Annotated in this window: 24 protein-coding genes; 12 read left to right on the forward strand and 12 right to left on the reverse strand. The window is 37.1% G+C overall.

Annotation, left to right across the window (positions count from 1 at the left end):
- Positions 1-849: 849 nt before the first annotated feature.
- Positions 850-2,046, reverse strand: a complete 1,197-nt coding sequence (locus ACUN24_RS15645) for a pyridoxal phosphate-dependent aminotransferase (protein WP_445563341.1) — start codon at positions 2,044-2,046, stop codon at positions 850-852.
- 113 nt (positions 2,047-2,159) lie between these two features.
- Between ACUN24_RS15645 and ACUN24_RS15650 the strand changes: the two genes are divergently transcribed.
- From ACUN24_RS15650 to bioA, 3 genes are read left to right on the forward strand one after another with little or no spacing between them, the layout of a single operon-like run.
- Complete coding sequence (locus ACUN24_RS15650; protein ID WP_445563342.1) at positions 2,160-3,146, forward strand: cation diffusion facilitator family transporter; 987 nt, start codon at positions 2,160-2,162, stop codon at positions 3,144-3,146.
- The gene (locus ACUN24_RS15655; RefSeq protein WP_445563343.1) at positions 3,133-3,585 is read left to right on the forward strand and encodes an NUDIX domain-containing protein; all 453 of its coding nucleotides are present in this window, start codon (positions 3,133-3,135) and stop codon (positions 3,583-3,585) included. The genes ACUN24_RS15650 and ACUN24_RS15655 overlap by 14 nt, the downstream gene beginning before the upstream one ends.
- Before the next feature lies 1 nt (position 3,586).
- Positions 3,587-4,891, forward strand: a complete 1,305-nt coding sequence (gene bioA / locus ACUN24_RS15660; protein ID WP_445563344.1) for an adenosylmethionine--8-amino-7-oxononanoate transaminase — start codon at positions 3,587-3,589, stop codon at positions 4,889-4,891.
- Between the two features lie 46 nt (positions 4,892-4,937).
- On the opposite strand, the gene ACUN24_RS15665 is transcribed toward bioA, so the two are convergent.
- From ACUN24_RS15665 to ACUN24_RS15690, 6 genes are all read right to left on the reverse strand, one after another.
- The gene (locus ACUN24_RS15665; protein ID WP_445565140.1) at positions 4,938-6,221 is read right to left on the reverse strand and encodes an IS4 family transposase; all 1,284 of its coding nucleotides are present in this window, start codon (positions 6,219-6,221) and stop codon (positions 4,938-4,940) included.
- A gap of 144 nt (positions 6,222-6,365) precedes the next feature.
- Positions 6,366-6,782, reverse strand: a complete 417-nt coding sequence (locus ACUN24_RS15670) for a VOC family protein (protein WP_445563345.1) — start codon at positions 6,780-6,782, stop codon at positions 6,366-6,368.
- A 728-nt stretch (positions 6,783-7,510) separates the two neighbouring features.
- On the reverse strand, positions 7,511-8,884 hold the full coding sequence (locus tag ACUN24_RS15675; RefSeq protein WP_445563346.1) for an exonuclease domain-containing protein: 1,374 nt from the start codon (positions 8,882-8,884) through the stop codon (positions 7,511-7,513).
- 126 nt (positions 8,885-9,010) lie between these two features.
- Positions 9,011-9,640 carry a hypothetical protein gene (locus tag ACUN24_RS15680; RefSeq protein WP_445563347.1) on the reverse strand — a complete coding sequence of 210 codons (630 nt, stop codon included), beginning with the start codon at positions 9,638-9,640 and terminating at the stop codon, positions 9,011-9,013.
- A 10-nt stretch (positions 9,641-9,650) separates the two neighbouring features.
- Positions 9,651-10,004 carry a response regulator gene (locus ACUN24_RS15685; RefSeq protein WP_445565141.1) on the reverse strand — a complete coding sequence of 118 codons (354 nt, stop codon included), beginning with the start codon at positions 10,002-10,004 and terminating at the stop codon, positions 9,651-9,653.
- 122 nt (positions 10,005-10,126) lie between these two features.
- Positions 10,127-10,885 (reverse strand): LytR/AlgR family response regulator transcription factor, encoded by a 759-nt coding sequence (locus ACUN24_RS15690; protein ID WP_445563348.1) that lies wholly within the window; start codon positions 10,883-10,885, stop codon positions 10,127-10,129.
- A 395-nt stretch (positions 10,886-11,280) separates the two neighbouring features.
- Between ACUN24_RS15690 and ACUN24_RS15695 the strand changes: the two genes are divergently transcribed.
- The 4 genes from ACUN24_RS15695 (at position 11,281) to idi (ending at position 14,181) form a co-directional block, all read left to right on the forward strand.
- A complete protein-coding gene (locus ACUN24_RS15695; RefSeq protein WP_121283314.1) occupies positions 11,281-11,556 on the forward strand; it encodes a hypothetical protein in 276 nt (91 codons plus the stop codon).
- A 356-nt stretch (positions 11,557-11,912) separates the two neighbouring features.
- On the forward strand, positions 11,913-12,818 hold the full coding sequence (locus ACUN24_RS15700; protein WP_445563349.1) for a MerR family transcriptional regulator: 906 nt from the start codon (positions 11,913-11,915) through the stop codon (positions 12,816-12,818).
- A complete protein-coding gene (locus ACUN24_RS15705) occupies positions 12,802-13,638 on the forward strand; it encodes a phytoene/squalene synthase family protein (protein WP_445563350.1) in 837 nt (278 codons plus the stop codon). The genes ACUN24_RS15700 and ACUN24_RS15705 overlap by 17 nt, the downstream gene beginning before the upstream one ends.
- Entirely contained in the window at positions 13,639-14,181 is a 543-nt protein-coding gene (idi, locus tag ACUN24_RS15710; protein ID WP_445563351.1) for an isopentenyl-diphosphate Delta-isomerase, read from the forward strand.
- A gap of 197 nt (positions 14,182-14,378) precedes the next feature.
- On the opposite strand, the gene ACUN24_RS15715 is transcribed toward idi, so the two are convergent.
- Genes ACUN24_RS15715 through ACUN24_RS15725 form a run of 3 tightly spaced genes read right to left on the reverse strand, consistent with a single transcriptional unit; the run spans position 14,379 to position 15,747 of the window.
- Positions 14,379-15,116, reverse strand: coding sequence for a DNA-formamidopyrimidine glycosylase family protein (locus ACUN24_RS15715; RefSeq protein WP_445563352.1), 738 nt, complete (start codon positions 15,114-15,116; stop codon positions 14,379-14,381).
- A gap of 1 nt (position 15,117) precedes the next feature.
- Positions 15,118-15,321: a KTSC domain-containing protein gene (locus ACUN24_RS15720; protein WP_445563353.1), complete on the reverse strand. Its 204-nt coding sequence runs from the start codon at positions 15,319-15,321 to the stop codon at positions 15,118-15,120.
- A 45-nt stretch (positions 15,322-15,366) separates the two neighbouring features.
- Positions 15,367-15,747, reverse strand: coding sequence for a hypothetical protein (locus ACUN24_RS15725; protein ID WP_445563354.1), 381 nt, complete (start codon positions 15,745-15,747; stop codon positions 15,367-15,369).
- 95 nt (positions 15,748-15,842) lie between these two features.
- Here ACUN24_RS15725 and ACUN24_RS15730 point away from each other — a divergent pair, with 95 nt between their 5' ends.
- The 4 genes from ACUN24_RS15730 to ACUN24_RS15745 all read left to right on the forward strand — a co-directional run bounded on the left by ACUN24_RS15730 (position 15,843) and on the right by ACUN24_RS15745 (position 19,756).
- Positions 15,843-16,031 (forward strand): hypothetical protein, encoded by a 189-nt coding sequence (locus tag ACUN24_RS15730; RefSeq protein ID WP_090987306.1) that lies wholly within the window; start codon positions 15,843-15,845, stop codon positions 16,029-16,031.
- 454 nt (positions 16,032-16,485) lie between these two features.
- A complete protein-coding gene (locus ACUN24_RS15735) occupies positions 16,486-17,298 on the forward strand; it encodes a HipA family kinase (protein ID WP_445563355.1) in 813 nt (270 codons plus the stop codon).
- Positions 17,276-17,659: a DUF3037 domain-containing protein gene (locus ACUN24_RS15740; RefSeq protein ID WP_121283321.1), complete on the forward strand. Its 384-nt coding sequence runs from the start codon at positions 17,276-17,278 to the stop codon at positions 17,657-17,659. Before ACUN24_RS15735 ends, ACUN24_RS15740 begins: the two co-directional genes overlap by 23 nt.
- A 183-nt stretch (positions 17,660-17,842) precedes the next feature.
- A complete protein-coding gene (locus ACUN24_RS15745; RefSeq protein ID WP_445563356.1) occupies positions 17,843-19,756 on the forward strand; it encodes an AAA domain-containing protein in 1,914 nt (637 codons plus the stop codon).
- Positions 19,757-19,807: 51 nt separating this feature from the next.
- Here the strand turns inward: ACUN24_RS15745 and topB are convergent, their stop codons facing one another.
- The gene (gene topB / locus ACUN24_RS15750) at positions 19,808-21,661 is read right to left on the reverse strand and encodes a DNA topoisomerase III (RefSeq protein WP_445563357.1); all 1,854 of its coding nucleotides are present in this window, start codon (positions 21,659-21,661) and stop codon (positions 19,808-19,810) included.
- 202 nt (positions 21,662-21,863) lie between these two features.
- On the opposite strand from topB, the gene ACUN24_RS15755 reads away from it, so the two are divergent.
- The gene (locus tag ACUN24_RS15755; protein WP_445563358.1) at positions 21,864-22,316 is read left to right on the forward strand and encodes a hypothetical protein; all 453 of its coding nucleotides are present in this window, start codon (positions 21,864-21,866) and stop codon (positions 22,314-22,316) included.
- Here the strand turns inward: ACUN24_RS15755 and ACUN24_RS15760 are convergent.
- Positions 22,313-23,098, reverse strand: a complete 786-nt coding sequence (locus ACUN24_RS15760; RefSeq protein WP_445563359.1) for a murein L,D-transpeptidase catalytic domain family protein — start codon at positions 23,096-23,098, stop codon at positions 22,313-22,315. The two genes, ACUN24_RS15755 and ACUN24_RS15760, sit on opposite strands and share 4 nt — an antisense overlap.
- Positions 23,099-23,246 lie beyond the last annotated feature (148 nt).

The following is a 23,246-nucleotide window of genomic DNA, read 5'->3' on the forward strand; positions in this document are numbered from 1 at the left end:
CTTACCGTAGTGAATAAACCTTATTGAAGTGGAAGCCCGCAGCATAGCGAGGACTTATAACGGAAAGAAGGACTGGATTCTCAGATGAAATGCTTGCTTCATTTTCAAAATATAAAGAAATACTCTTATGAGGTCTAAATTAAATAAGAAGATTTCTGGCGATAAAATCGCCTTTCTCATTAATCCTCGTTACAAACGAGGACTATAGTAGTTGACAGTTTTTAGTTTTCAGTTGCACTTACCGTAGTGAATAAACCTTATTGCAGTGGAAAGCCCACAGCGCAGCGAGGACTTGCAACGGAAAGAAGGGCTGAAACCTCCGATGAAATGCTGGCTTTCATTTTCAAATCAAAAATATTATTCTAGTGGCCAGTGAGGAACCAAACACAAAGGGACTTGTTGTTATAGATCTCTTCACTACGCTGTGCTCTGGTCGAGATGACGGACTGGAGATGGGGATGTAGTCAAGATGATTAGATTATGCCATAGAAATTCGGCTGAAGACCGTTTTCAGTTGCACTTACCGTAGTGAATAAACCTTATTGCAGTGGAAAGCCCACAGCGCAGCGAGGACTTGCAACGGAAAGAAGGGCTGAAACCTCCGATGAAATGCTGGCTTTCATTTTCAAATCAAAAATATTATTCTAGTGGCCAGTGAGGAACCAAACACAAAGGGACTTGTTGTTATAGATCTCTTCACTACGCTGTGCTCCGGTCGAGATGACGGCCTGGAGATGGGAATGTAGTCAAGATGATGATCATACTATAGAAAATAAAACCCCTCGCTAAATTTAATAACGAGGGGCTTTTATTATATTAAGTCAACTGAAAACAGCCAATTGCAAAAGACTAGGCTAATTTACCTAAAGCTTCTTTAATTCTTCTTAATGCTTCAACTAAACTTTCGTCGGATGCTGCATAAGATAAACGGATATAGTTATTGTTTCCGAATGAATCTCCACCAACGGTTGCAACGTGACCAACGTTTAATAAATATAAGGCTAAATCTGATGAATCTTTAATTACGTTTCCATCTGCATCTTTTTTACCGAAGAAAGAACTGATTTCAGGAAAGAAATAAAATGCTCCATCAGGAAGATTTGTTTTTACGCCTGGAATTTCGTTTAACAAATTGTACACCAATTCTCTACGGCGTAAAAATGCTTCTTTCATTTCTAAAACACTTGCTAAACCTTGCTCGTAAGCAACAATCCCGGCTCTTTGTGCAATAGAACATGTTCCGGAAGTTGTTTGTCCTTGCAATTTATCGTTGGCGGCTGCAATTTCCTTATTGGCTGCAATGTAACCTAATCTCCAGCCAGTCATAGCAAAAGCTTTAGAGAAACCATTAACAATGATTACGCGGTCTTTAATGCTGTCAAATTGAGCAATAGACTCGTGTTTATCAACAAAGTTGATGTGTTCATAAATCTCATCAGATAAGATATAGATATTTGGATTTTTTTCGAAAACGGCAACCAGGGCTGCTAATTCTTCTTTGCTGTAAACCGAACCTGTTGGGTTACAAGGCGAAGAAAACATAAATAACTTCGATTTAGGCGTAATGGCTGCTTCTAATTGTGCTGGAGTAATTTTGAAATCACTTTCGATATCCGTATCAATAAAAACAGATTTTCCTTCTGCCAGGGTGACCATTTCTGAGTAAGAAACCCAGTAAGGTGTCGGGATAATTACTTCATCTTCCGGATCGATCAAGGTTAAAATAACATTCGATAAAGATTGTTTTGCACCTGTTGAAACCACGATCTGAGAAATATCATAATCCAGGTTGTTTTCTGTCTTTAGTTTGTTTACGATTGCCTGGCGCAGGTCTGGATAACCCGGTACCGGTGAATAACGTGTATAATTTTCGTCTAATGCCTGTTTAGCAGCATTTTTGACGTGATCGGGTGTATTGAAATCGGGTTCGCCAACGCTTAAACTAATGATGTTAATACCCTTAGACGCTAATTCGCGACCAAGTTTAGTCATTTTAAGGGTTGCAGATTCGGAAAGGTTGTTGATTCTTTTGGATAAGGTGCTCATGGTTAATTACTTTGAGCGCAAATATATAAACCAAATATTATTCTGCACTAAAAAAGACATAGTTTTTCTTATTTAATTTATTCGATAAGCGTATTTTTGAAAAAAATATCCTTGTGTCGGTAAAAAAGAAAGCGATAATAATTTCTCTAGTGGTGAGTGTGGTGCTGATGCTGGCCAAGTTTGCAGCGTATTTTATTACGGGATCAAACGCCATATTAACAGATGCGGCGGAGAGTATTGTAAATGTAATAGCCGGGAGTTTTGCTTTTTATAGCATCTACCTAAGTACACAACCCCGCGATGAAAATCATCCTTATGGACATGGTAAAGTTGAATTTTTTTCTGCATTTGTTGAAGGAATATTGATTTTGATTGCGGGCGTAGTGATTATTTTCAAATCATCGTACAACTTTATTTATCCTCATGTAGTGGGTGAGCTTTTAACCGGAACGCTGATCATTGGTATTACTGGCTTGATTAATCTGATTGTTGGTTTGTATCTTATAAACGTTGGTAAAGATGAACATTCGGTTACCTTGCAGGCTGATGGCAAACATTTATTAACCGATACTTATACAAGCGGTGCAATTGTGATTGGATTAATTTTAATTCAGTTAACAAATATTATTTGGCTGGATAGCTTACTCTCTTTTTTTGTAGGCTTTTACATTGTTTATTCTGGTTATAAACTCACCCGTGGTTCGGTGGGTGGTTTAATGGATGAAAGCGATTTTACCCTGGTTGAAGAAGTAGTAGATGTTTTGCAGAAGAACAGACACAATCCCTGGATTGATGTACATAACCTGCGTACGCAGCAATATGGCCCTGAATTTCATATTGATTGCCATGTAACATTGCCCTATTATTTTGACTTGAATAAAGTTCACCGCGAAATCTCGCAGATTGATGAACTGATTAATAAAAACGGCTTCCGTAAAGCAGAGCTTTTTATACATGCAGATCCATGTTTGCCCGAATGCTGTAATTATTGCCACATGAGCGAATGTCCGGTGAGGGCAGAGGCCTTTAAAAAAGAAATTGTGTGGACGCCTGAAATAGTAATCAAAAATAAAAAGCATTTCGAAAATGAGCTACTTTAATGTCAGGGTTTATGGATTGTTAATTAACCAGAATAACGAGGTTCTGGTGAGTGATGAAGAGGAATACGGTTTTCGTTTCAGTAAGTTTCCTGGTGGTGGATTAGAGCTTGGCGAAGGCTTAATTGATGGATTAAAACGTGAGTTTATGGAAGAGTGTAATGCTGAAATTGAAGTATTGTCTCATTTTTATACCACAGATTTTTTTGAAAAATCTTCATTTAATGATAGCCAGGTGATTAGCGTGTATTATCTCGTTAAAGAAAAAGCTCCGTTGCTATTGGCCTTTAAGGATACGATTTACGATTTCGATGGATCAGGCGAAATTCTTCAGGCTTTCAGGTGGGTAAAAATTGAAGATTTAAACATTGAAGATATCACCTTTAAAACAGATAAAACTGTAGCTCAGCTTTTAAAAAATCAATATTCAGTTAAAGTATAATATGATGCCCGATAATTCCCAAGTCTCAGCCTCTTCCGCCAAACTCAATTTAACAGAACGCGATAAAAAGGTAATCTGGCACCCTTATACCCAAATGAAAAATGCACTTCCTCATATCCCAATTGTTAGGGGAGAAGGAGTATACGTTTTTGATGAGGATGGAAAAAGGTATATCGATGCGGTTTCATCCTGGTGGGTGAATATTCATGGTCATTCACATCCTTATATTGCACAAAAAGTAGCTGAGCAACTCAATGTACTCGAACATGTAATTTTTGCAGGTTTTACGCACGAGCCCGCTGTACTACTTGCAGAAAGGCTTTTACCCATATTGCCTGGCAAACAAGATAAAGTTTTTTACACTGACAACGGATCAACAGCAGTAGAGGTTGCCTTAAAAATGTGCCTGCAGTACTGGGACAATAAGGGTACTCCTAAAACGAAGATCTTAGCTTTTAAAAATGCCTATCATGGCGATACTTTTGGCGCCATGTCAGTAAGTGGGCGCAGTATTTTTACCGATGCTTTTAATAGTTTATTATTCGATGTTGAGTTTATCGATCTCCCCGATGAGGGCAATATCTCAAATCTAACCTCTCATATCTCAAATCTTAAAGATACCGCTTGTTTCATTTTCGAACCCTTAATTTTAGGTTCGGGTGGTATGCTGATGTACGAGGCCAAATATCTTGATGAACTGATTGCTGCCTGTAAAAAAGCATGTATATTAATTATTGCTGATGAGGTAATGACGGGGTTTGGCCGGACAGGCACTTACTTCGCCTGCGAGAAATTAGACCACAAGCCTGATATTATCTGTTTGAGTAAAGGTTTAACCGGCGGTACTATGCCTTTAGGTATCACGACCTGTACCGATGAAATATTTGAAGCGTTTTTAAGTGATGATAAATTAAAAACATTATACCACGGACATTCTTTTACTGCTAACCCGATTGCCTGTGTAGCATCTTTAGCAAGTTTAGATATATTATTGCGGGAAGAAACACTGGCTAATATTAAAAGGGTAGAGGCTAAACACGCTTTGTTTTTACAGGAGATTAAATCGCATCCTAAAGTTAAAGCGGTTAGGCAAACTGGTACCATTATCGCTATTGAGTGGGAAACAGGAAATGAAACTTCTTATTTAAGTAATCTGCGTAATTTATTGTATGCCTACTTTTTAGATAAAGGAATTATATTAAGGCCATTGGGCAATATTATTTATATCCTTCCACCATATATAATCAGCGATGAAGATCTGGATTATATTTATGCAGCGATAAAATCAGCTTTAGAAGAAGTATAGGCGCTTTTAGGTCGTAGCGAGACGCTACCAATGCTATTAAGTTAAGCTATTTATATGTCTGGTGCAACCTGCTTTTATTTTGCCGAACTTTAATTCTGGGAAAGCTTCTTGTTGGCTTTACCGCAACTACAGTTTTAGAAATTTGCTCTATTAGCCGTTTAATTATTGTTTTCAGTTTTGATCCCATGACTAACTCAATTAGGCTGTTCCTAACAAATCTGAATGCATTTTGCCAGTTGAAGATATAATCGTATCTTCTTTTATCCGTGTTTTTTTCAATCGTGTCCTGTGCGGTAATCCCCAGTAAAGCAACGAGATTCATCATGAAAATATGGGCCTCAAATTCCTGGTGTATGCCTTCTGGCTTACGGCTACCAAACTGCTCGAGTTTCATTTTGGGCTTGAGCTTTTTAAAACCCTCTTCAATCCCCCACCTGAAAGTATAAAGCTGGTTAATATCTGCTAAGCTGATATTCTTAGGCTCAAGTGAGGATATCAATAGTTCGATCTCACCTGTTGTTAGTTTGATTTTCGAAACTCTTACTTTTATGGGTTCGCAATCTTGCCCATGCTCGGCACAGGTCCTTTTTTCCCTTAAACTTGGTTGCCACTCCGTAATAAAATCCTCAGATGGATTATTCATTACCTGTTTGGCAAAGGTAGAATTCGATGAGCTAACCCTGATACAAAAGTCACTTTTCTGTTCGATAAGCCTCTTGAATATATTGAAGTAACCAAATCCCCTGTCTAAGATAAAAATAGCCTTATCGACCGCCAGGTTGTTTAGGCAATCCTTGAAAAGAGTTCTCTCTGAGTTCTTCATCTCGCTTATCCGACTCGCCAATACTGTCTTTGTGTTGATGTCAAAAAGCATAAACAATTGGGCAAGACAACTTTTGGCACCATTTTCATTTTCAGAATAAACGCCAAAGTGTTTTTTTATACCCGGTGATGCAGGCAGCGAGACCGTTGAGCCATCGCCGGCGATCAACTGAAAGCCTTTCCAACGTCTAACATAGTGTCGTTGATGAAAATCCACAAGTATGCTGTTCAGATCCTTAAAAAATGAAATTTCGACCTTATAACGAGCCAGTGAGAAAGCTGCCCCAGTAACTGTTTTGACTTTGAATTTGGGCAATAGAGTTGAAATATTGTATTCAACAGATTCCTTGAATAGATTCAAAATTGAGGTAACTACGATAGGAAAGGTAAGTGAGCGCTTTCTGATGAAAAACTTTGCTTTGGTAATATACTTCTCAGGGGTCGGATTTTTTTGAATAAAATCACATGTTTTTTTTAGGAGAAACGATATGTTTCTCCTTGGAAATATTGCTGGAAATTAAACTCATGTATCTTTTTTGATTGTATATAAATATACAAAAAAACTATCTGAAAATCCCAAAACCCTTAACTTAATAGCATTGGAGACGCTACGACCAGTATTAGGCTTTAGTTTATTTTTCTTTTAACAAAACTAACCCAAAGGCATTTTGCTCATGTCCATATAAAGGATACTCCATCTTTGTCCATCAAGGTCAATAAAACCACAGCCATACATCCAGCCATCTTTGTATCCCGGCTCGCCATAGAGTGTACCGCCTGCAGCTACCACTTTTTGAGCAAGGTCATCTACTTCTTCCGGACTTTCTGCATCAAAGGAGAATAATACTTCGCCGCCATTACGTTTATCGGCAATACTGGTTCCTGCAAAACCCTCGTATAATGCTTCTTCGAAAAGCATAATGGCTAAATTATTTTCTCCTACTAAAAAGCAGGCCGAATCTTCGCGGGCACCGTACTGGAGGTTAAGTGTAAAACCAAGTTGCGTAAAGAATAATTTAGACTTGTTAATGTCTTTTACCGGAAGGTTTATCCAAAGTGATTTTGTCATAACGTTTTATGTTTTGTTGTAAGTAAAGATAGGGAACCGATTGTGGGGTTGACCTTGCTGAAAGCGAAAAATTACAGGGGTATTTGAGACAATTATTAAATCAACATGTTTTTTTAGAAGCTATAATGCGATGGATCGTCATTCCCAACTAGATTGGAAATCTTAATTTAATAGGCTTTAAAATTAGCTAAGCACTTTGTTATTAATGCCTGAGCCCAAGGGCATGTACATAATTAATTGTAATATTTTCTACCGCTCTCTGCCGCGGGGCATGGCAGTTTTCACAGTTAATGTTGTTTTTAGCTGTGTTCAAGAATGATACGCATTCTGGAGCGCCAAAGTACCCAAAGCATTTTGTCAATCCAGCAATGAGCCTTTGCACAACCCCATGCGCATCAAAAAAACAGCGGCACTTTGTTTAATCAGATATTGTTGTGTTTATTTGGTCTGATTGAGCCCTGCGGGGTTTGTGTTCAATATTTTTTAAAATTAAATCATCGTTAATGAACACAAAACCACTGCGTTTCAGGTTTGTTAATGCCAATTTATCTGGACTGCATCTGTTTTTTTGATTTCCCCGGCTCTTGGGATTGACAACGTTCTTCGCTAAGGGCTGTGATATTTTAAAGCAAGCTAGCATAGCGGCTTAAATTATGTTTAAAAAGTATATATCCACATAATATGCCAGGAGGGAATGACGACCTTTCAAAAATATTAAGGCAATTTATTTATAACTTATACAATTTCTGTGGATGTTGTTCTGCATAATTCAGAATTAAATTTAAAATATAACTGTTGGATTGATAAATGGATAAATCGTTCTTGATCGGCGCTAATCCATCTGCCAGGTAATTTTTATCTGTAAAATAACCCATTCCATAAAATTTTCCGTTTTCTACTACTAAACAACTAAATTCTTCCTCTTTCCGGCCTTCATCTACCAATGCGAAACTTGGTTGCTGATTTTGAACATCACTTAATGCTGCATTTAGTTTTTTGTTGTAAACGGCCACGGTTTCTATTCCACTGCAGGCACCAAAACATTGCCCATTTTCGTGTGCATAACATTTTGTAGCTGTTTTTTGCAAATAACAGAGCTTTGCACAAAGTTGGTATTTATTAACCAGTTGGTTTAAAAAATTATAACCTTCCAATAAACTGTTAAAACTCTGTATGGCATTATTATTCTTTTTATGTTTATCAACGGCTAAACGCAGGTAGCCGTTCTGATCTTCGAAAACGTATAAATCATATTTATGTTCATAACGTTTCATTGCCCGGTTATTTTCAGGCCATAGGCGCTTAATTTCATTAGCTTCTAAAATTAAGGCCATCAGTTCAGTTCCGCAGATCACGAAGTCAACATGATGGATGGTGCGTAGAAAATCCTGTCGCTGCCGATTGGGTGTATTACCGGTAAAATGACTGGCTACGCGTTTTTTAAGGTCTTTAGCCTTACCTACGTAAACAATTTTGCCTTTACTGTCTTTAAAATAGTAAACCCCAGGCTGATTGGGCAATCTTAAAATAGAAGCTTTATCTAAGTGCGGCGGTAAAACCTGCTCTTTAGATGTTTTCTTCAGCATTTCTGCTATTATGCCTTCCTGATCATACTCCAGCAATAAATTGAACAGGATACTGGTAGCGTCTGCATCTCCTGCTGCCCTGTGCCGGTTTTGAATCGGTATCTCCAAGGCGGTACAAAGTTTCCCTAAGCTATAAGATGATTTGCCAGGAATTAGTTTTCTGCTCAACCGTACCGTGCAAAGTTTTTTGCATTGTAAATCGTATCCTGCAGCTGCTAGATGATGTTTCAAAAACGAATAATCGAAGTTTACATTGTGTGCTACAAAAACCTTATCGCTTAAGAGTTCATAGATTTGTAAAGCAACATCATCAAAAGCTGGTGCATCCATCAACATGCCATCATCAATACCTGTAAGTGCTGTAATATAATCAGGTATAGGTTGTTTTGGATTGATCAGGGTAGTATATGATTCTACAATCTGATTGCCATCATGAATGTTAATAGCAACCTCAGTAATGCCATTTGCTGAGGCATGACCACCAGTGGTTTCGATATCTACAACTGCGTATAACATTAAATTAATTTGAAATACAAATCTATGCTAAAATAATTAGTATAAAAATAATTTTGATTATTTCTTTAGCACAAAAAAAGCGGTTACATATTTAACGTAACCGCTCCCTTATTTTGTATGTAGCTGTTATTTAAGTTTATTGAGCAGTTTGCTTAAATTAGGTTTAATACCTACAGAAATTGGTACAGTATTAAAAGCCCTGTTCTGGATCTTACTAAAACCATACATGTAACTGGCCTCTACAAACAAATTAGCGCCACCAATATTGTATTCAATTCCGCCACCACCTTCGGCAATGCCTAAACCATTTGATTTATTATCTTGTGTAACCTGCAAAGTTGATGCATTAACCGCTGCCTGTGGGGTAAGGATAATTCCACCACCTGCACCAGCAAAACCATAAAAGGCCCATTTATTTACAATTTTACGGTAACCCAATGCCACATTTAATAAATAGGTGGTAGCTCTTCCTTTTTGAAGGGTATAGGTATATCCCGCATCTGGAGTAATCTGATTAAAAGTAAAGGCGTGTAAACTTACCTTGGGGTAAAGGAATAAACCGCCATCGCCTAAACCAAGGTTTAAACCTAATGATGTTGAAAATTTAGGCTTAAAATAATCGGAAGTTTCACCCATTGGGAATGCAAATCCAATTCCACTCATCGAGTAGAGTTTGTCAGGCCTGTTTTGTGCCAATACTCTGGTTGATACCATGGTAACCAGCAATAGAAGCGGTGTTAGTAGTTTTAATTTCATATCTGATTTTTTAATTTTCGGTTAAAGCATCTACTTTTCTGAGTAAATCTGCTATATTAAAAGGTTTTTCTAAATAATCATCGGGGTGGTATTTTTGTGATGCGATGTAATTTTCATCATATCTCGCCGATGCCATTATAATTGGTATATGCGCTGTTTCAGTATTTAATTTTAATTCTTTAAATACGGCACGGCCATCCATTCCATTTAACATGATATCCAAAATGATCAGATCGGGTCTAAAATCTCTTATCGTTTTAAAAATATACCGTGGGGAAAGTAGTGGATAAACTTTATAATGTTCGGTTTCTAATACTTCCTGGAAAACTTCTAACACATCTGGATCATCATCCACAATCAGCACTCTTTTCAAAACAGATAAATCAATTAAACAATAAATAGATTATCCTAATACAAAGTTCTGGACGTAATGTTTTGAATATGCATTAAAATGAATTGGCAATGCTGATGATGGGCGATAAAAGACTATATGCTGGAATCAGAACCGGGTCTTTCTTGCGGCAAATTGTTCTTGATGAAGTTTGCAAAAAGTTCTGTAAAGGTGTCTGAAATGGTAAAAGATATTTCGCCCGAGAGCAGTATTTTATTATTAAGTACACTTTTGATATGCTGTTTTGCAATTACAACAGAAGGGGTAATCTGAATAAATGCGGAATGCTCTTTTAGTATTTTCAAGGTCTTGATAAAATTAGATTTCGAACTCAAAAAAGCATTTTTTGTAGTTTTAAACTGAATATCGTATCCTATTTCCTCAACAGCAATTAACTCATTCAGATCTATTCTTACCAGGTCGCCGTTTTCTCCTTGTAAAGGGATATAAAAGAAATGATCGTCTAAAATGGAAAAAGGATGTTTTGCTTTTTTTCCGGTTGGATAAAGGTTATTTATCGTTTTGGCTAAATGTAAAATAGAATAGGGCTTAAGCAAATAAGCATCCGCCTCTACTTTAAAGGCATCAATGGCATACCTTGGGTGTGCAGTAGTGAAAACGAGGTATGTGGTTTTTTGTCTTAACAAGCTTGCAAGTTCGATCCCGGATAGTGAGGGCATCTCGATATCCATAAAAATAATATCAACAGGGTTAGACGCCGATATTTCTGTCAGGGCCTGGAGCGGTTCAGTGAAAATTTGGATAAGCTCTAAATCAGGCAGCTTTTCCATATATGCCGTCAAGCTCTCTAGCGAATGAGGATCGTCATCAATAGCAATACAACTTATCGACATTTCTTATAGTTTAGTTGATGCAAATTACAATTTCAGGCAGTAAAACGAAAAAAAAACATGTTTGCAATGTATTTTTTATGCATTCGGCAAGGAAAAATAGCTTTTTTTTGAGATGATGTATGATTTGAAAATTTTAATTAAAATTATTAAAACAGTTCCTTATTCCATTTTATAACCATATTATTTTGAAATATTTGTTTAACCAGCAACATTTAATTAGGGAACAGGTTGCGGCTAAACGCTTGCAAGAAGGTAATAGTACAAAAATCAAAGTCAAAATTTAATAAAAAAATATTTAATTGCTTGTATCATAATATATTATATTTTGAAACGTATTAATTTATAGATATATTTAATAACAGAATAATTATCCTCAATTATTAAAACAATATCCCATGGAAAATAGAATCCGCAACCTCAACAGATTAAACGTATCTATTACAAAAAAGGTTATCGAACTGCAGGAACAAGGTTACGACTGTGATTTTCTTTTGCTGGCCAATGGTAGTTTGCAATGTATGCAAACAAATTTAAATTATCCGTTGAGTACAGTAGCTATTAAACAGAGAGAACATGGCTACGATTTCTTTAGCCAATCTTATAAAAATGTTCATACCATAGAAACCGGTAATGGTGAGAAAGGCGTATTACTTACCGAAAAGCTATTTTAACTTACTGTTTCCCGGCCTTCTGATTTATGCTTAACCTAAGATTGAAATTTACTATTCTTAACAGGGTCTATCATAGGCTACTGGCATGAACAAAGAATGATCATGCTGTTCAAGGTCTGTCTTAATGCCATCTAATTCATTTCAATATTTCTTCAAGCTAAGCAGAGCCCAATATGATAAAATTTAAGGAAACTTGTTTTTGTTACAACCTCATCGAATCAAAGCGTTCAATTCTTCGTTTTTAAACTATTTACCTTACCTGAGGTGTTCTTTAACATAAATTTGCTACACATGGAGTAAAAAACTTTTTCTTCTCTTTTTTGTTTAAGTTTTATTGAATATATTTAAACAAAATAATGACTTACTCCATTGCAGATCTTGAACAGCTTTCGGGCATCCATTCTCACACCATCAGGATCTGGGAGCAGCGTTATAATGCGTTGAGTCCATTGCGATCTCAAGGCAATACGCGTTTATATGATGATCAGCAGCTTGTAAAACTATTAAACATTGTAACCTTAAATAAAAGCGGCTTAAAAATTTCTAAAATCTGCAGTCTCTCAGATGAACAGATTGATGAACTTCTCGATCAACAATTTTCTCGTCCTGCTGATGATAAGCAAGATGATTATTATGTTTCTCAACTTATAAAGTATGGTCTGGCTTTTGACGAGTCCTCTTTTAATCATTTAATTGATCAATGTATCGATCAATTCGGGCTTTCTGACTGTTACCGGAAAATAATATATCCCTTGTTATTACGCCTGGGTTTAATGTGGCGAAAAGACGATATTTGTCCTGCGCACGAGCATTTTTTATCAAATATTATCCGTCAAAAAATATTTTCCCATGTCAATAATCTTCCTTTAACTCAGCAATCAGGTCAGCGTTGGCTGCTTTTTTTACCGGAAGACGAAGATCATGATATCGGGCTGCTTTTTGCCAATTATATGCTGCGGATGCACGGTCATCAGGTTATTTTTTTAGGTAGCAAAGTTCCGTTGGATTCGATTAGCCGAATATTTTCAACCTTAAATGTTGGCCATGTTCTGCTTTTTATGATAAAATCCCAATTAGCGTCTGTAGCACAACAATATATCGATCAATTGTCTGAAATATGCCCGGCCACTAAAATCCACCTTGCCGGAAATAGTGAGGTTATCGGCAAACTAAACCATATCGATCACATCAACTGGATTAAAACGCTTGATGAATTTGAAAAAACAATAGAATACCCTGTTTTACATGAAAGAAATTTTTGATCAACTATCTGCCGATTGTAGCCGGCTTACCACTAAATCATATAGTACGAGCTTTTCGCTTGGAATTTATTTTCTTGGTAAAGAACTACGCCAGCCTATACATTCTATTTACGGCTTTGTACGTTTAGCAGATGAAATTGTAGATAGCTTTCATCATTATGATAAGGAATTTTTATTAGCAAAATTTAAGGAGGATACTTTCCAAGCCATTAACCTGGGAATAAGTTTAAACCCTATCTTAAATTCATTTCAAAAGGTTGTGAATCAATACCAGATAGATATGGAACTGATTGTTCTTTTTCTAAGAAGTATGGAAATGGATCTTTCCACACAGAAATATACTCCTGAACTTTACAACGAATACATTTTAGGTTCTGCAGAAGTAGTAGGGTTGATGTGCCTAAAAGTTTTTACCTATGGTAGCGATGTAGGTTATGAACAGTTGAAACCTTATGCCATGAAATTAGGTTCTGCATTTCAAAAGGTTAATTTTTTAAGGGATGTTAAAGCTGACCATCAGGCACTTAACCGGAATTATTTTCCTAATGTTAATTTGGCAGCGTTTTGTGATAATCAAAAAAGGGAAATCGAAAAAGAAATTGAACTAGAATTTGCGATGGCACTAACCGGTATTAAGCTATTGCCTGCTGCTTCCAGAAATGGCGTATATTTATCATACATCTATTATAAAAAACTATTTGCAAAGATAAAGCGCTTAAGTGCTGAAAAAATAATGACTGAACGGATCAGGATTTCGAACACCCATAAGGTTGGTTTGATGTTTGATTCAATTATCCGTAATAAGTTAAATGTAATTTAAATGGAAGAGCAAGTTATTCTGGTTGACCTGGATGATGTGCCCAGAGGGCAGATGGATAAGATGGAAGCTCATGAAAAAGGTATGTTACACCGTGCTTTTTCTGTTTTTATTTTTAATTCTAAATGCGAACTGCTGCTGCAGCAAAGAGCACTGCACAAATACCATTCGATGGGTTTATGGACGAACACCTGCTGCAGTCATCAGCGGATTGGAGAAAGTAATATGCACGCGGCTAAGAGGAGGTTGATGGAAGAAATGGGGATCGATTGCGAATTAAGCTTTTTGTTTAAATTTACTTATAAAGCAATATTTGAAAATGGCTTAACGGAACATGAGGTAGACCATGTTTTTTTTGGCATGAGCGATAAATTACCCGTTATAAACCTGGACGAAGTAGCATCTTTTAAGTATGTGGATCTGGATACTTTAACAAAAGATATTAAGGTTAATCCAGATGCCTATACACCATGGTTGAGAATCTCTTTAGATCAGGTGATCGCACATGCATCAACAGCTAAAACAAAAAACGGGCATACAGCCTAAGCCATATACCCGTATCTAAATTAACGCTCTCGAGGACAAATATAAGGCTACTTTTGAAAATTCCTAAAATTTAATATTTCTTTTACTTTAAGATTATAGTTCGAGGTATCGTAAAAGGTTTTACTATAATTTAAATACTTAATATTTAGTGTTTTATGTTTTTCGCTAAAAAAAATAAACTAAAAAATATTTTTTAGCTAGAGGTATAGTTTCTGGCATTTTTCGCAAAAGTAAGTCTGACGATGTGTTTTGCCAAGTTCCTTTTTCTCTATCTTGTGTTTAAGCGGGCACGCTTTCTGATTGTATATCTCCCAATGTTTACTTAATGTATTTTCCTTTTTCCATTTTAAAAAATCGAAACTATAATTCCTGGCCTCCTTAACCAATGCCTTTAATTTTGCAGGTGGTAAATTTTCAATTTTGGTCAGGGGATGTATGCGGGTACGGTATAAAACCTCATTTTTAATAATATTACCTACTCCACTAAAAATTTGCTGATCGAGCAATATATCGCAAACCATTACCTGGGGATTTTCTTTCAATGTTTTAATAGCTGCGCTACTGCTCCATTCATCAGCCATTACATCGTTTTCCCAATTGTAATGTTTTTTAACGTTTCCTTCCAAAAGGTCAACTTTGCAGGTATAGAAATTTAATTCATCTTTTTTAAAGATCAGGCCCAGCTTTAATGGCGTTTTTTTGCGCTCGTTAATTAAATAACTGCCAAATAGCATAAAATGAATGCGGATGGTGAAATCGTTAAAACAGATCAGGAAATGTTTACCCCAACTCTTAAAATCCTGGATCTTTTGATGGAGCAATCTATCTTTGTCGAAATCTTTTACATTACCTGCCACTTCCAGCACTTCAGGTTTACCCAGATGAAGTTCCTTGATTAAATCTTTTAATATTACGATTGATGGGCCTTCGGGCATATTATTCTTCCTCCAGTTTCTGGAATTTATATTTGTCTTTAATGTTGCTGTTAAAATATCTTCCTTTTGATCCGGATGCCTTTAACATCTTGTAAATCTTTTCAGGAACATTCTTGTACAGATAAACCATGCCGGTTACAAAAATGATTTTTAGTGTTTTTGTAGCTTCATCATAACTAAAATATTTGATTACTGATGATGGCATAATATCAGGGTTATACCTTAAAAACAGCGCCTATTACAAATGGTTTCAATCATTATTGAGTGTTAATTCTTCTTTCTGGACTTTGATTTTTTCCTTCTTCAAATCGATACGGATGATATTGTATAAGCTCATATAAACGTTTGCTATCCATACTATCGAAAAAAAAGAAATAATATAGCCACGCCAATCGGGATAAATCAATGTGAATTTGGTAATAAAGAGCAATATTAAGGTTACATAGTGACTAAAGCAGTATTCGCATGTAAATACATAAAAAAATTTCCTTTTTACCAGTTGATTGCAGTTTTTAGAGCGATTTACGCAGAATTCACGTGCTTCCCTGAAAATCTCTTCTTTAGTAACTGTCCACGCGATGCAGGCTACAGGCAAAGCCATAATAAAGAGATAATATAGGTGTGTTTCCATAGTAAATACAACCTTTAACACTTGAAAATGTTTACTCAAGCCATGAACATTTTAATCATATTTATGTTAAATAAAATATAGCTAATTATTATTTTATGGAAAGATCAGAAATTATATCTCTATTAGAGGTAATTAACCAACAGGTAAGCTCTTCAGTTTTAGGTGGCATGGAAGAAGAATATGAAGAGTTGGAAAGCATGGGGCTGATTAAAATTAACCGCGAATCGGTGCAATGGTCGTCTGCGATAACTCCTGCCGGCATTGCTTATTTGGGGCACGATTGATTCGGTTATTTAAAACCGAAAAATCGTTAGTCAGTCTGAGCGTAGTCGAAGACTATTTAATAAATTAAATTCTTGACCATATAAGAAATATAAGGTCATGTAAGGTTGCGTGTTCTTGTATGGTTAAAATGATTTGGAATCTGTGTAATCATTCAATATCAAGATTATTTTAATTTAACTACTGTTAGTGCCCAGTAGCCCTGATGGCAATGGAAATCCCTTTTGGATGATCGGTGAATTGTCTGATTTAATGATTTTAACCAAAAGGATTGTAATGTACAGCAGGACTGAACCCTTAATAATGGTTACTGACATTGCGCTTCAAAAAACAACTGGCAATTTTTAACGATTGATCTGTAGACCTCCTACCAATATCTTTACGACTAAACTTTGACTAATTTATTTTTGGAATTCTGCTAAATTTGCACCAAGTTTAGAATTGTGCCCAAAATAAATGGCTATTCTATCTGCAGATATGAACGATTTACAACTTAGAACGGTAAATGTAACCAGATACGTTACGCCTTTGCGCGAGGGAGGCTCTATGCCTGCCATTGCCGAGGCTGATGATAACTTTTTATATGTACTGAAATTTAGAGGGGCAGGGCAGGGTACCAGGGCTTTAATTGCCGAACTAATTGGTGGCGAAATTGCCCGTTATTTAGGTTTGCGCGTACCTGAATTGGTTTTTGCCAATTTAGATGAAGCTTTTGGGAGAACAGAGCCCGACGAAGAAATTCAGGATTTGCTAAAAGCCAGTGTGGGTTTAAATTTGGCATTGCACTACTTATCTGGCGCAATAACGTTCGATCCAACAGTAACTACGGTAGACGCTAAACTCGCCTCGCAGATTGTATGGCTTGATTGTTTTTTAACCAACATGGACCGTACCTGCAGAAACACCAATATGTTAGTGTGGCATAAGGAACTTTGGCTAATCGACCACGGTGCTGCACTATATTTTCATCATTCCTGGCAAAATTGGGAAGAGCAGGCTATTAAACCTTTCTTTTTGGTAAAAGACCACGTATTGTTACCATGGGCTACTGAACTGGAAAGTGTAAATGAAGAATTTAGTAAACTACTTAATGCTGAGAAGATTGAATCTGTTATTAATTTAATTCCTGACGACTGGTTGGAAGGCGAAACGAACTTCGAAAGCAAGGTAGAGCACCGTAATGCCTATACGCATTTTCTTACTACCAGATTAGCTCATTCAACTATATTTTTAAAAGAAGCACAGCATGCAAGGGAAATTCTTATTTGAGTATGCTGTGATTCGCGTAATGCCCAGGGTAGAACGTGAAGAGTTTATTAATGTGGGCATTATTTTGTTTTGCGCCAGGCAAAAATTTCTAAAAAGTGTTTTTTTCCTGGATGAGAAAAGAGTAAAGGCTTTTTCTGCAGAGATAGATTTAGAAGAGCTAAAAGAGAACTTATGTGCTTTTGAGAGAATAAGTACGTCTGCGAAAGGATCAGGTCCAATTGGTCAATATGACCAGGCTTCCCGGTTCAGGTGGCTTACCGCAACTAGAAGTACGGTAGTGCAGTGCTCAAAAGTACACCCTGGATTTTGTGATGATGCTGAAGAGACTTTATTGAGGTTGCATCAGGAGCTGGTTCTGTAGCGCCATGCGCATGGCGCTAAGCGTTTGAATTAACTTTATGAACAAAAATATATTCAGTTCCTGAACAATCCATCAATTAATCAGTTTACAATTGGCAGTTTTTAGTTAACAATCAAGCAATCCAACAATTAATCAGTTTAGCAATTCAACAATTAACTAATTTCCACAAATAACCCATCTACCTTGCCAAAAGAATATTTCAAAAAACTTCAGGATCTGCTTGATACCGAACGCAACGAAGATTTACAATCGTACCTAAAACTTACTGAAAATACCTCGGCTGCAGATAGGAGGGCCCTGGGGCTGACCTGGTATCCTATTGCAATCAGGAATACAGAAATAGGCCGTGGCGATTATTTAACCGTTGAACTGGAAAGAACTACCCATCAGGATTTTTCCCATCAGTTCCGTTTTGGTTCTGCGGTGGTATTATTTTCTAATCACGATGCCAAAGAAGATCGGATAGAGGGAATTATAACGCATCAAAGTGGTAGCCGGATGAAAATCAGCTTCCGTGTTGATGAATTACCAGATTGGACCAGAGATGGCAAACTCGGTGTAGATCTACTTTTTGATAATAACAGTTACGATGAAATGCAGAGTGCCCTTAAACAGGCCACACATCTGGCAGAAAATGAATCAGAAAATAAACTGATCCGTATTTTAACGACGGGAGAAAAACCATCATTTCAGGGAGAAGAGAAATTTATCATTCCCAATACACTAAACGACTCGCAGCAATTAGCGGTGAATAAAATTATAGCAGCCGATCATCTGGCTGTGGTTCATGGCCCGCCAGGCACCGGAAAAACGACAACACTGGTACATGCTATAAAATCATTGATTAAACACAGCGATCAAAAAATCCTGGTGGTAGCGCCAAGTAATACTGCTGTTGATTTACTTACAGAGAAGTTAGCCGCTGAAGGATTAAAAGTAATCCGTGTAGGTAATCCGGCGAGGGTTTCAGAAAGATTGCTTGCAGCTACTCTTGATCATCAAATGGCCGATCATCCGGAGATGAAAACCATTAAAGCTTTAAAAAAACAGGCCAGTGAATATAAAAACATGGCCCATAAATATAAACGGAGTTTTGGTAAAGCAGAACGGGACCAGCGTAAGGCACTGTTTGATGAAGCACATAAAATTGGAAAAGAAGTAGAAAAAACGGAGCAGTATATTATGGATAATCTGTTTACCAAAGCACAGATTATTACTGCCACTTTAGTAGGTGCTAACCATTATACCGTTCGGAATTTAAAATATAATACGATTGTAATTGATGAGGCGGGACAGGCCTTAGAACCAGCTTGCTGGATACCAATTTTAAAGGCGCAAAAAGTAATACTGGCTGGCGACCATTTTCAACTTTCGCCAACTATAAAATCTAATGAAGCAGCCAGAAATGGTTTAAGTAATACTTTATTAGAAAAAGCAGTAAATCTTCATCCAGAATCAGTTGTGTTGCTAAACGAACAATACAGGATGAATAAAGATATTATGGGTTATTCATCCCAGGTATTTTACAAAAATGCGTTAAAAGCCCATCAGTCTGTTGCCGATCATTTATTATTTACTGGCGATCAACCGATTCAGTTTATTGATACAGCAGGCTGTAGTTTCGACGAAAAATTAGATGGAACCAGTACAACCAATCCGGATGAAGCCGCATTTTTGGTTAAACATTTAACGCACCTGGTTGGCAATTTATCCGCTATTTCTACAACAGATGCCTTTCCATCCATTGCAATTGTTTCGCCTTATAAACAGCAAGTTCAGATATTAAATGCCCTGGTTCAGGAAAATGAAATTTTAATTCCATACCGGCATAAAATTGCGGTAAATACGATTGATAGTTTCCAGGGACAGGAACGTGATGTAGTTTATATCAGCCTGACCAGGAGTAATGGCGATGGAAGTATAGGGTTTTTATCGGATACGAGGAGAATGAATGTGGCCATGACGAGGGCCAGGAAAAAGCTGGTTGTGATTGGCGATAGCGCTACCTTATCGAAATCTAATTTTTATGCGGAGTTTATCCAATATGCAGAAAAACTGAATGCCTACCACAGCGCCTGGGAATTTATGGATTTATAGCCAGAAATGTTAATTTATACCGGTTGACATGCTGTGTTGTGCAATTTGGCGCTAAACCTTTTCCAGTTTCTTTTCTTCTGCGAGTTTGCCCGATATACTTGCCCCTGCAATTAACAGTTCGTGCGTAATGGTTTTGGTGTATTCTGTAATTTCGGATTTAAAATCTTTTACTGATGAACCTGAACGGATTTCTTCCAGTCTTTTTTCCCATTGTCCGGTAAGTTCAGCCTGCGCGATCTGTTTATCCTTCACTACTTCGTAAACAGCCAAACCTTTATTGGTAGGGACAAGATTTCGCTTTTCCCTTGTAATATATTCTCTGGTAATTAACGTTTCGATAATGGAAGCACGTGTTGCCGGTGTACCTAAGCCACTATCTTTCATGGCATAACGTAATTCTTCGTCTTCAATTTCTTTACCGCAGGTTTCAAGCGCTTTTAATAACGAAGCCTCGTTATACATTGGCTTTGGTTTAGTCTGTTTTTCTAAAAGCGATTTTTCGGTAATAGGCAATTGTTCGCCAGCAGCAACTTTTGGTAATGCTGCATTGTCTTCATCTTTTTTATCATCTTCAGGGTCGTTAAAAACAGCCCGCCAGCCTGCAGAACGGATTACCGTTCCATTGGCTACAAAAGTAACTCCTGATTGAATGGTTATTTTGGTTAACTCTTTGATACATTCCTGGTGAAATGCCTCGATCATACGCCCAACAAGCATATCGTATACCGCTTGTTTATCCGGACTCAATCCATACGCCTGTTCGCCAGTAGGTAAAACAGCATGGTGATCGGTTACTTTTTTAGCGTTAACACTTCGTTTATTTAAAGCAATGGTTTGCAGAAACTGTGCTTGTTTTCCAAAATCAGCATGATCGGTGAATTTTGCAATCAGATCCGGAACGCCGGCAAAAACATCATCGCCAATATAGCGAGATCCGGTACGCGGGTAAGAAACCAATTTGCTTTCATACAGGTTCTGTAAGATATTAAGTGTTTGATCAGCAGTATATCCTTTTTTCTTATTAGCTTCCTGCTGCAAGCTGCTTAAGTCGTGCAGTAGCGGAGGGGGTTCCTTTCTTGGCTTAGCTTCTACAGCCGTAATGTTTCCACCTGTTGGAAAGCCAGAGGCCACATCCTCTACAAGCGCAAATAACTTTTCTACCTCTTTCTTTTCCTTATAGTTGGAGGTTGATATAGCCTTAAAAACCTGTTCATCTTTAGCCAGCAAAATGCTGATCTGGTAATAGGTTTGGGGAACGAAATTTTTAATCTCTAAAAAACGGGCACAAATCATCGCGAGGGTAGGTGTTTGTACGCGTCCCAGCGAAAGGACTGTTCTATTGCCTGCAGAAATACTTAATGCCTGTGTAGCATTCATTCCCACCAGCCAATCCGATTCAGAGCGACAATGGGCCGAATTAAATAAAGTATCGTAATCTGTTCCGGGTTTTAAATTTCTGAATCCATCTTTTATCGCTTCATCTGTTTGCGAAGAGATCCAGAGGCGTTTGAATGGTTTTTTGCATTTCAGGTAATAATAAATGTACCTGAAAATCAATTCACCCTCACGCCCCGCATCCGTTGCTACAATAATTTCGCTCGCCTCATCAAAAAGTTTTTTTATCGTATCTAATTGTTTCCGAACGGCCGGATCTTCAACAAAACCATCTTTCGTTTTAATTTTCCTGACAGCAAGTTTGAACTTTTGTGGAAGCATGGGTAAATGTTGCTTCCTCCAGCCAATAAAACCATAATCCTGAGGAGGAGCCAATTGTAATAAATGCCCAAATGCCCAGGTAAAAGAATATCCTTTACCTTCAATGTATCCATCTTTTCTGGTGGTTGCTCCGAAAACTTTAGCAAGTTCACGACCAACAGAAGGCTTTTCTGCAATTACAATCTTCATGAATGGGCTTATCTTCTCAAGCGCAAAGATGATTAAAATATCGGCAACAGATTAAAAAAATTACTCACAATGCCTTTTAATACTCATTTTGTGTAAACAATTATCAGATAACTTTGTCCATCACTTGAATCGTTAATTTTTATATCGGATTGATTAACAATTTAATAATATCGCCATCTAACTGCTGCAATTATTTTAATGAATGGATAAAATTTACGAACTGAAAGGAAATAAAATTAAAGTTGGACTTGAGCCTCAATTAATCCGTGTGTACAGCAATGCTCAACTTTGGGCTTATCTGGAGGGAAAAGCAGATGCAAGGCTTGAGCGGTTCGAGCTTTTGGTAAATACAATTAAAGCCGATTATGAACAGCATTTCGGTAAAACACTTGCTATTTCCAATGCTTCACTGATTGTAGAAATCCTGGTACATGTGTACTGCGATTACCTGGGTTTATACTTTAACCGTATTGTACAAATAAGATGGATTCAGGATTTTGTTGAAAAACTGCTCAAGCGTGCCGAGGTTGTAGATTGTGGTGAAAAAGATGTGGACAGCAACCGTTGGGTTTGGGATTTGCTTGCAGGCAGCAAATCACTTTTCATTAAGATCCTGCCGAAAAAACTAAATGCCAAAAATATTAAGCACCATTAATCCATTTGAGCTGCTAAAATCTGTTCCTGATTTAGTATAACACTTGCAGCAAGTGTTTCATTTAAAAATGATGAATTGTACTGCTGGTCTGAATTATTGATAAACAGCACCGTCCGGTCTGAAATGGTATTGATGACCTGATCGGCGAGCTTAGCCGGAACAGCAGGGCAACCCTGGCTTCTGCCCAATCTACCTAATTGATCAATGCTTTTTTGACTTACATAACTGGCGCCATGAACCACAATTGATCGTTCTCTGGCATTGCTGTTAAAACCTTGGTCCATACCATCCAACTTGAGCGAACGACCATGCTTACCATTATAAATCTCGCCGGTTAAATAGAAGCCTAAACTGCTCTGGTTTGAGTTGATGTTATTTGAGAAAGATGAAGGTTTATCGCCACCACTGTTTTGTCCGTGTGCTACCCAAGTGTTTAAAATTAGCTTTTTACAGGCTAAATCGATTATATATAAACGTTTTTTAGTGCTTTCCTGATCGAAATCAGCAATTGTTAAAATAGATTTAGCATGTAATAAACCAGAATATTTCATGTTATAAAACCCGGTTAATGCCTTTTCGAAAACCTGTTCATTTAGTCCTGCAGAATCTAAATGAATTTCGTGGTATATATTTAAGATGTATTGATTGTACAGACTGTCTGCCGCTATATTTTTAATCGTATCTTGTTGTGTTTGGGGTCGATCTATCGCTTTCCAACTTGTTCCGACAATGCTCATGCCCACTAAAAAAATCGTAGCAATGTCCAGGATGTATTTCTTCATTCAGTATGGTTTAGTTTGATGTTGAGTTATTTATACGGTTGTTTTGCTTAAATGTTGCCCAAATCAATTCTGTAGTGCTACAATTACATTTGGTTTTACATTCTTGTGACTTAAGGCATGAGCATATAGCTTTTAGGAATTTCAATTT

This window comes from Pedobacter sp. WC2501 (genome assembly GCF_052682415.1).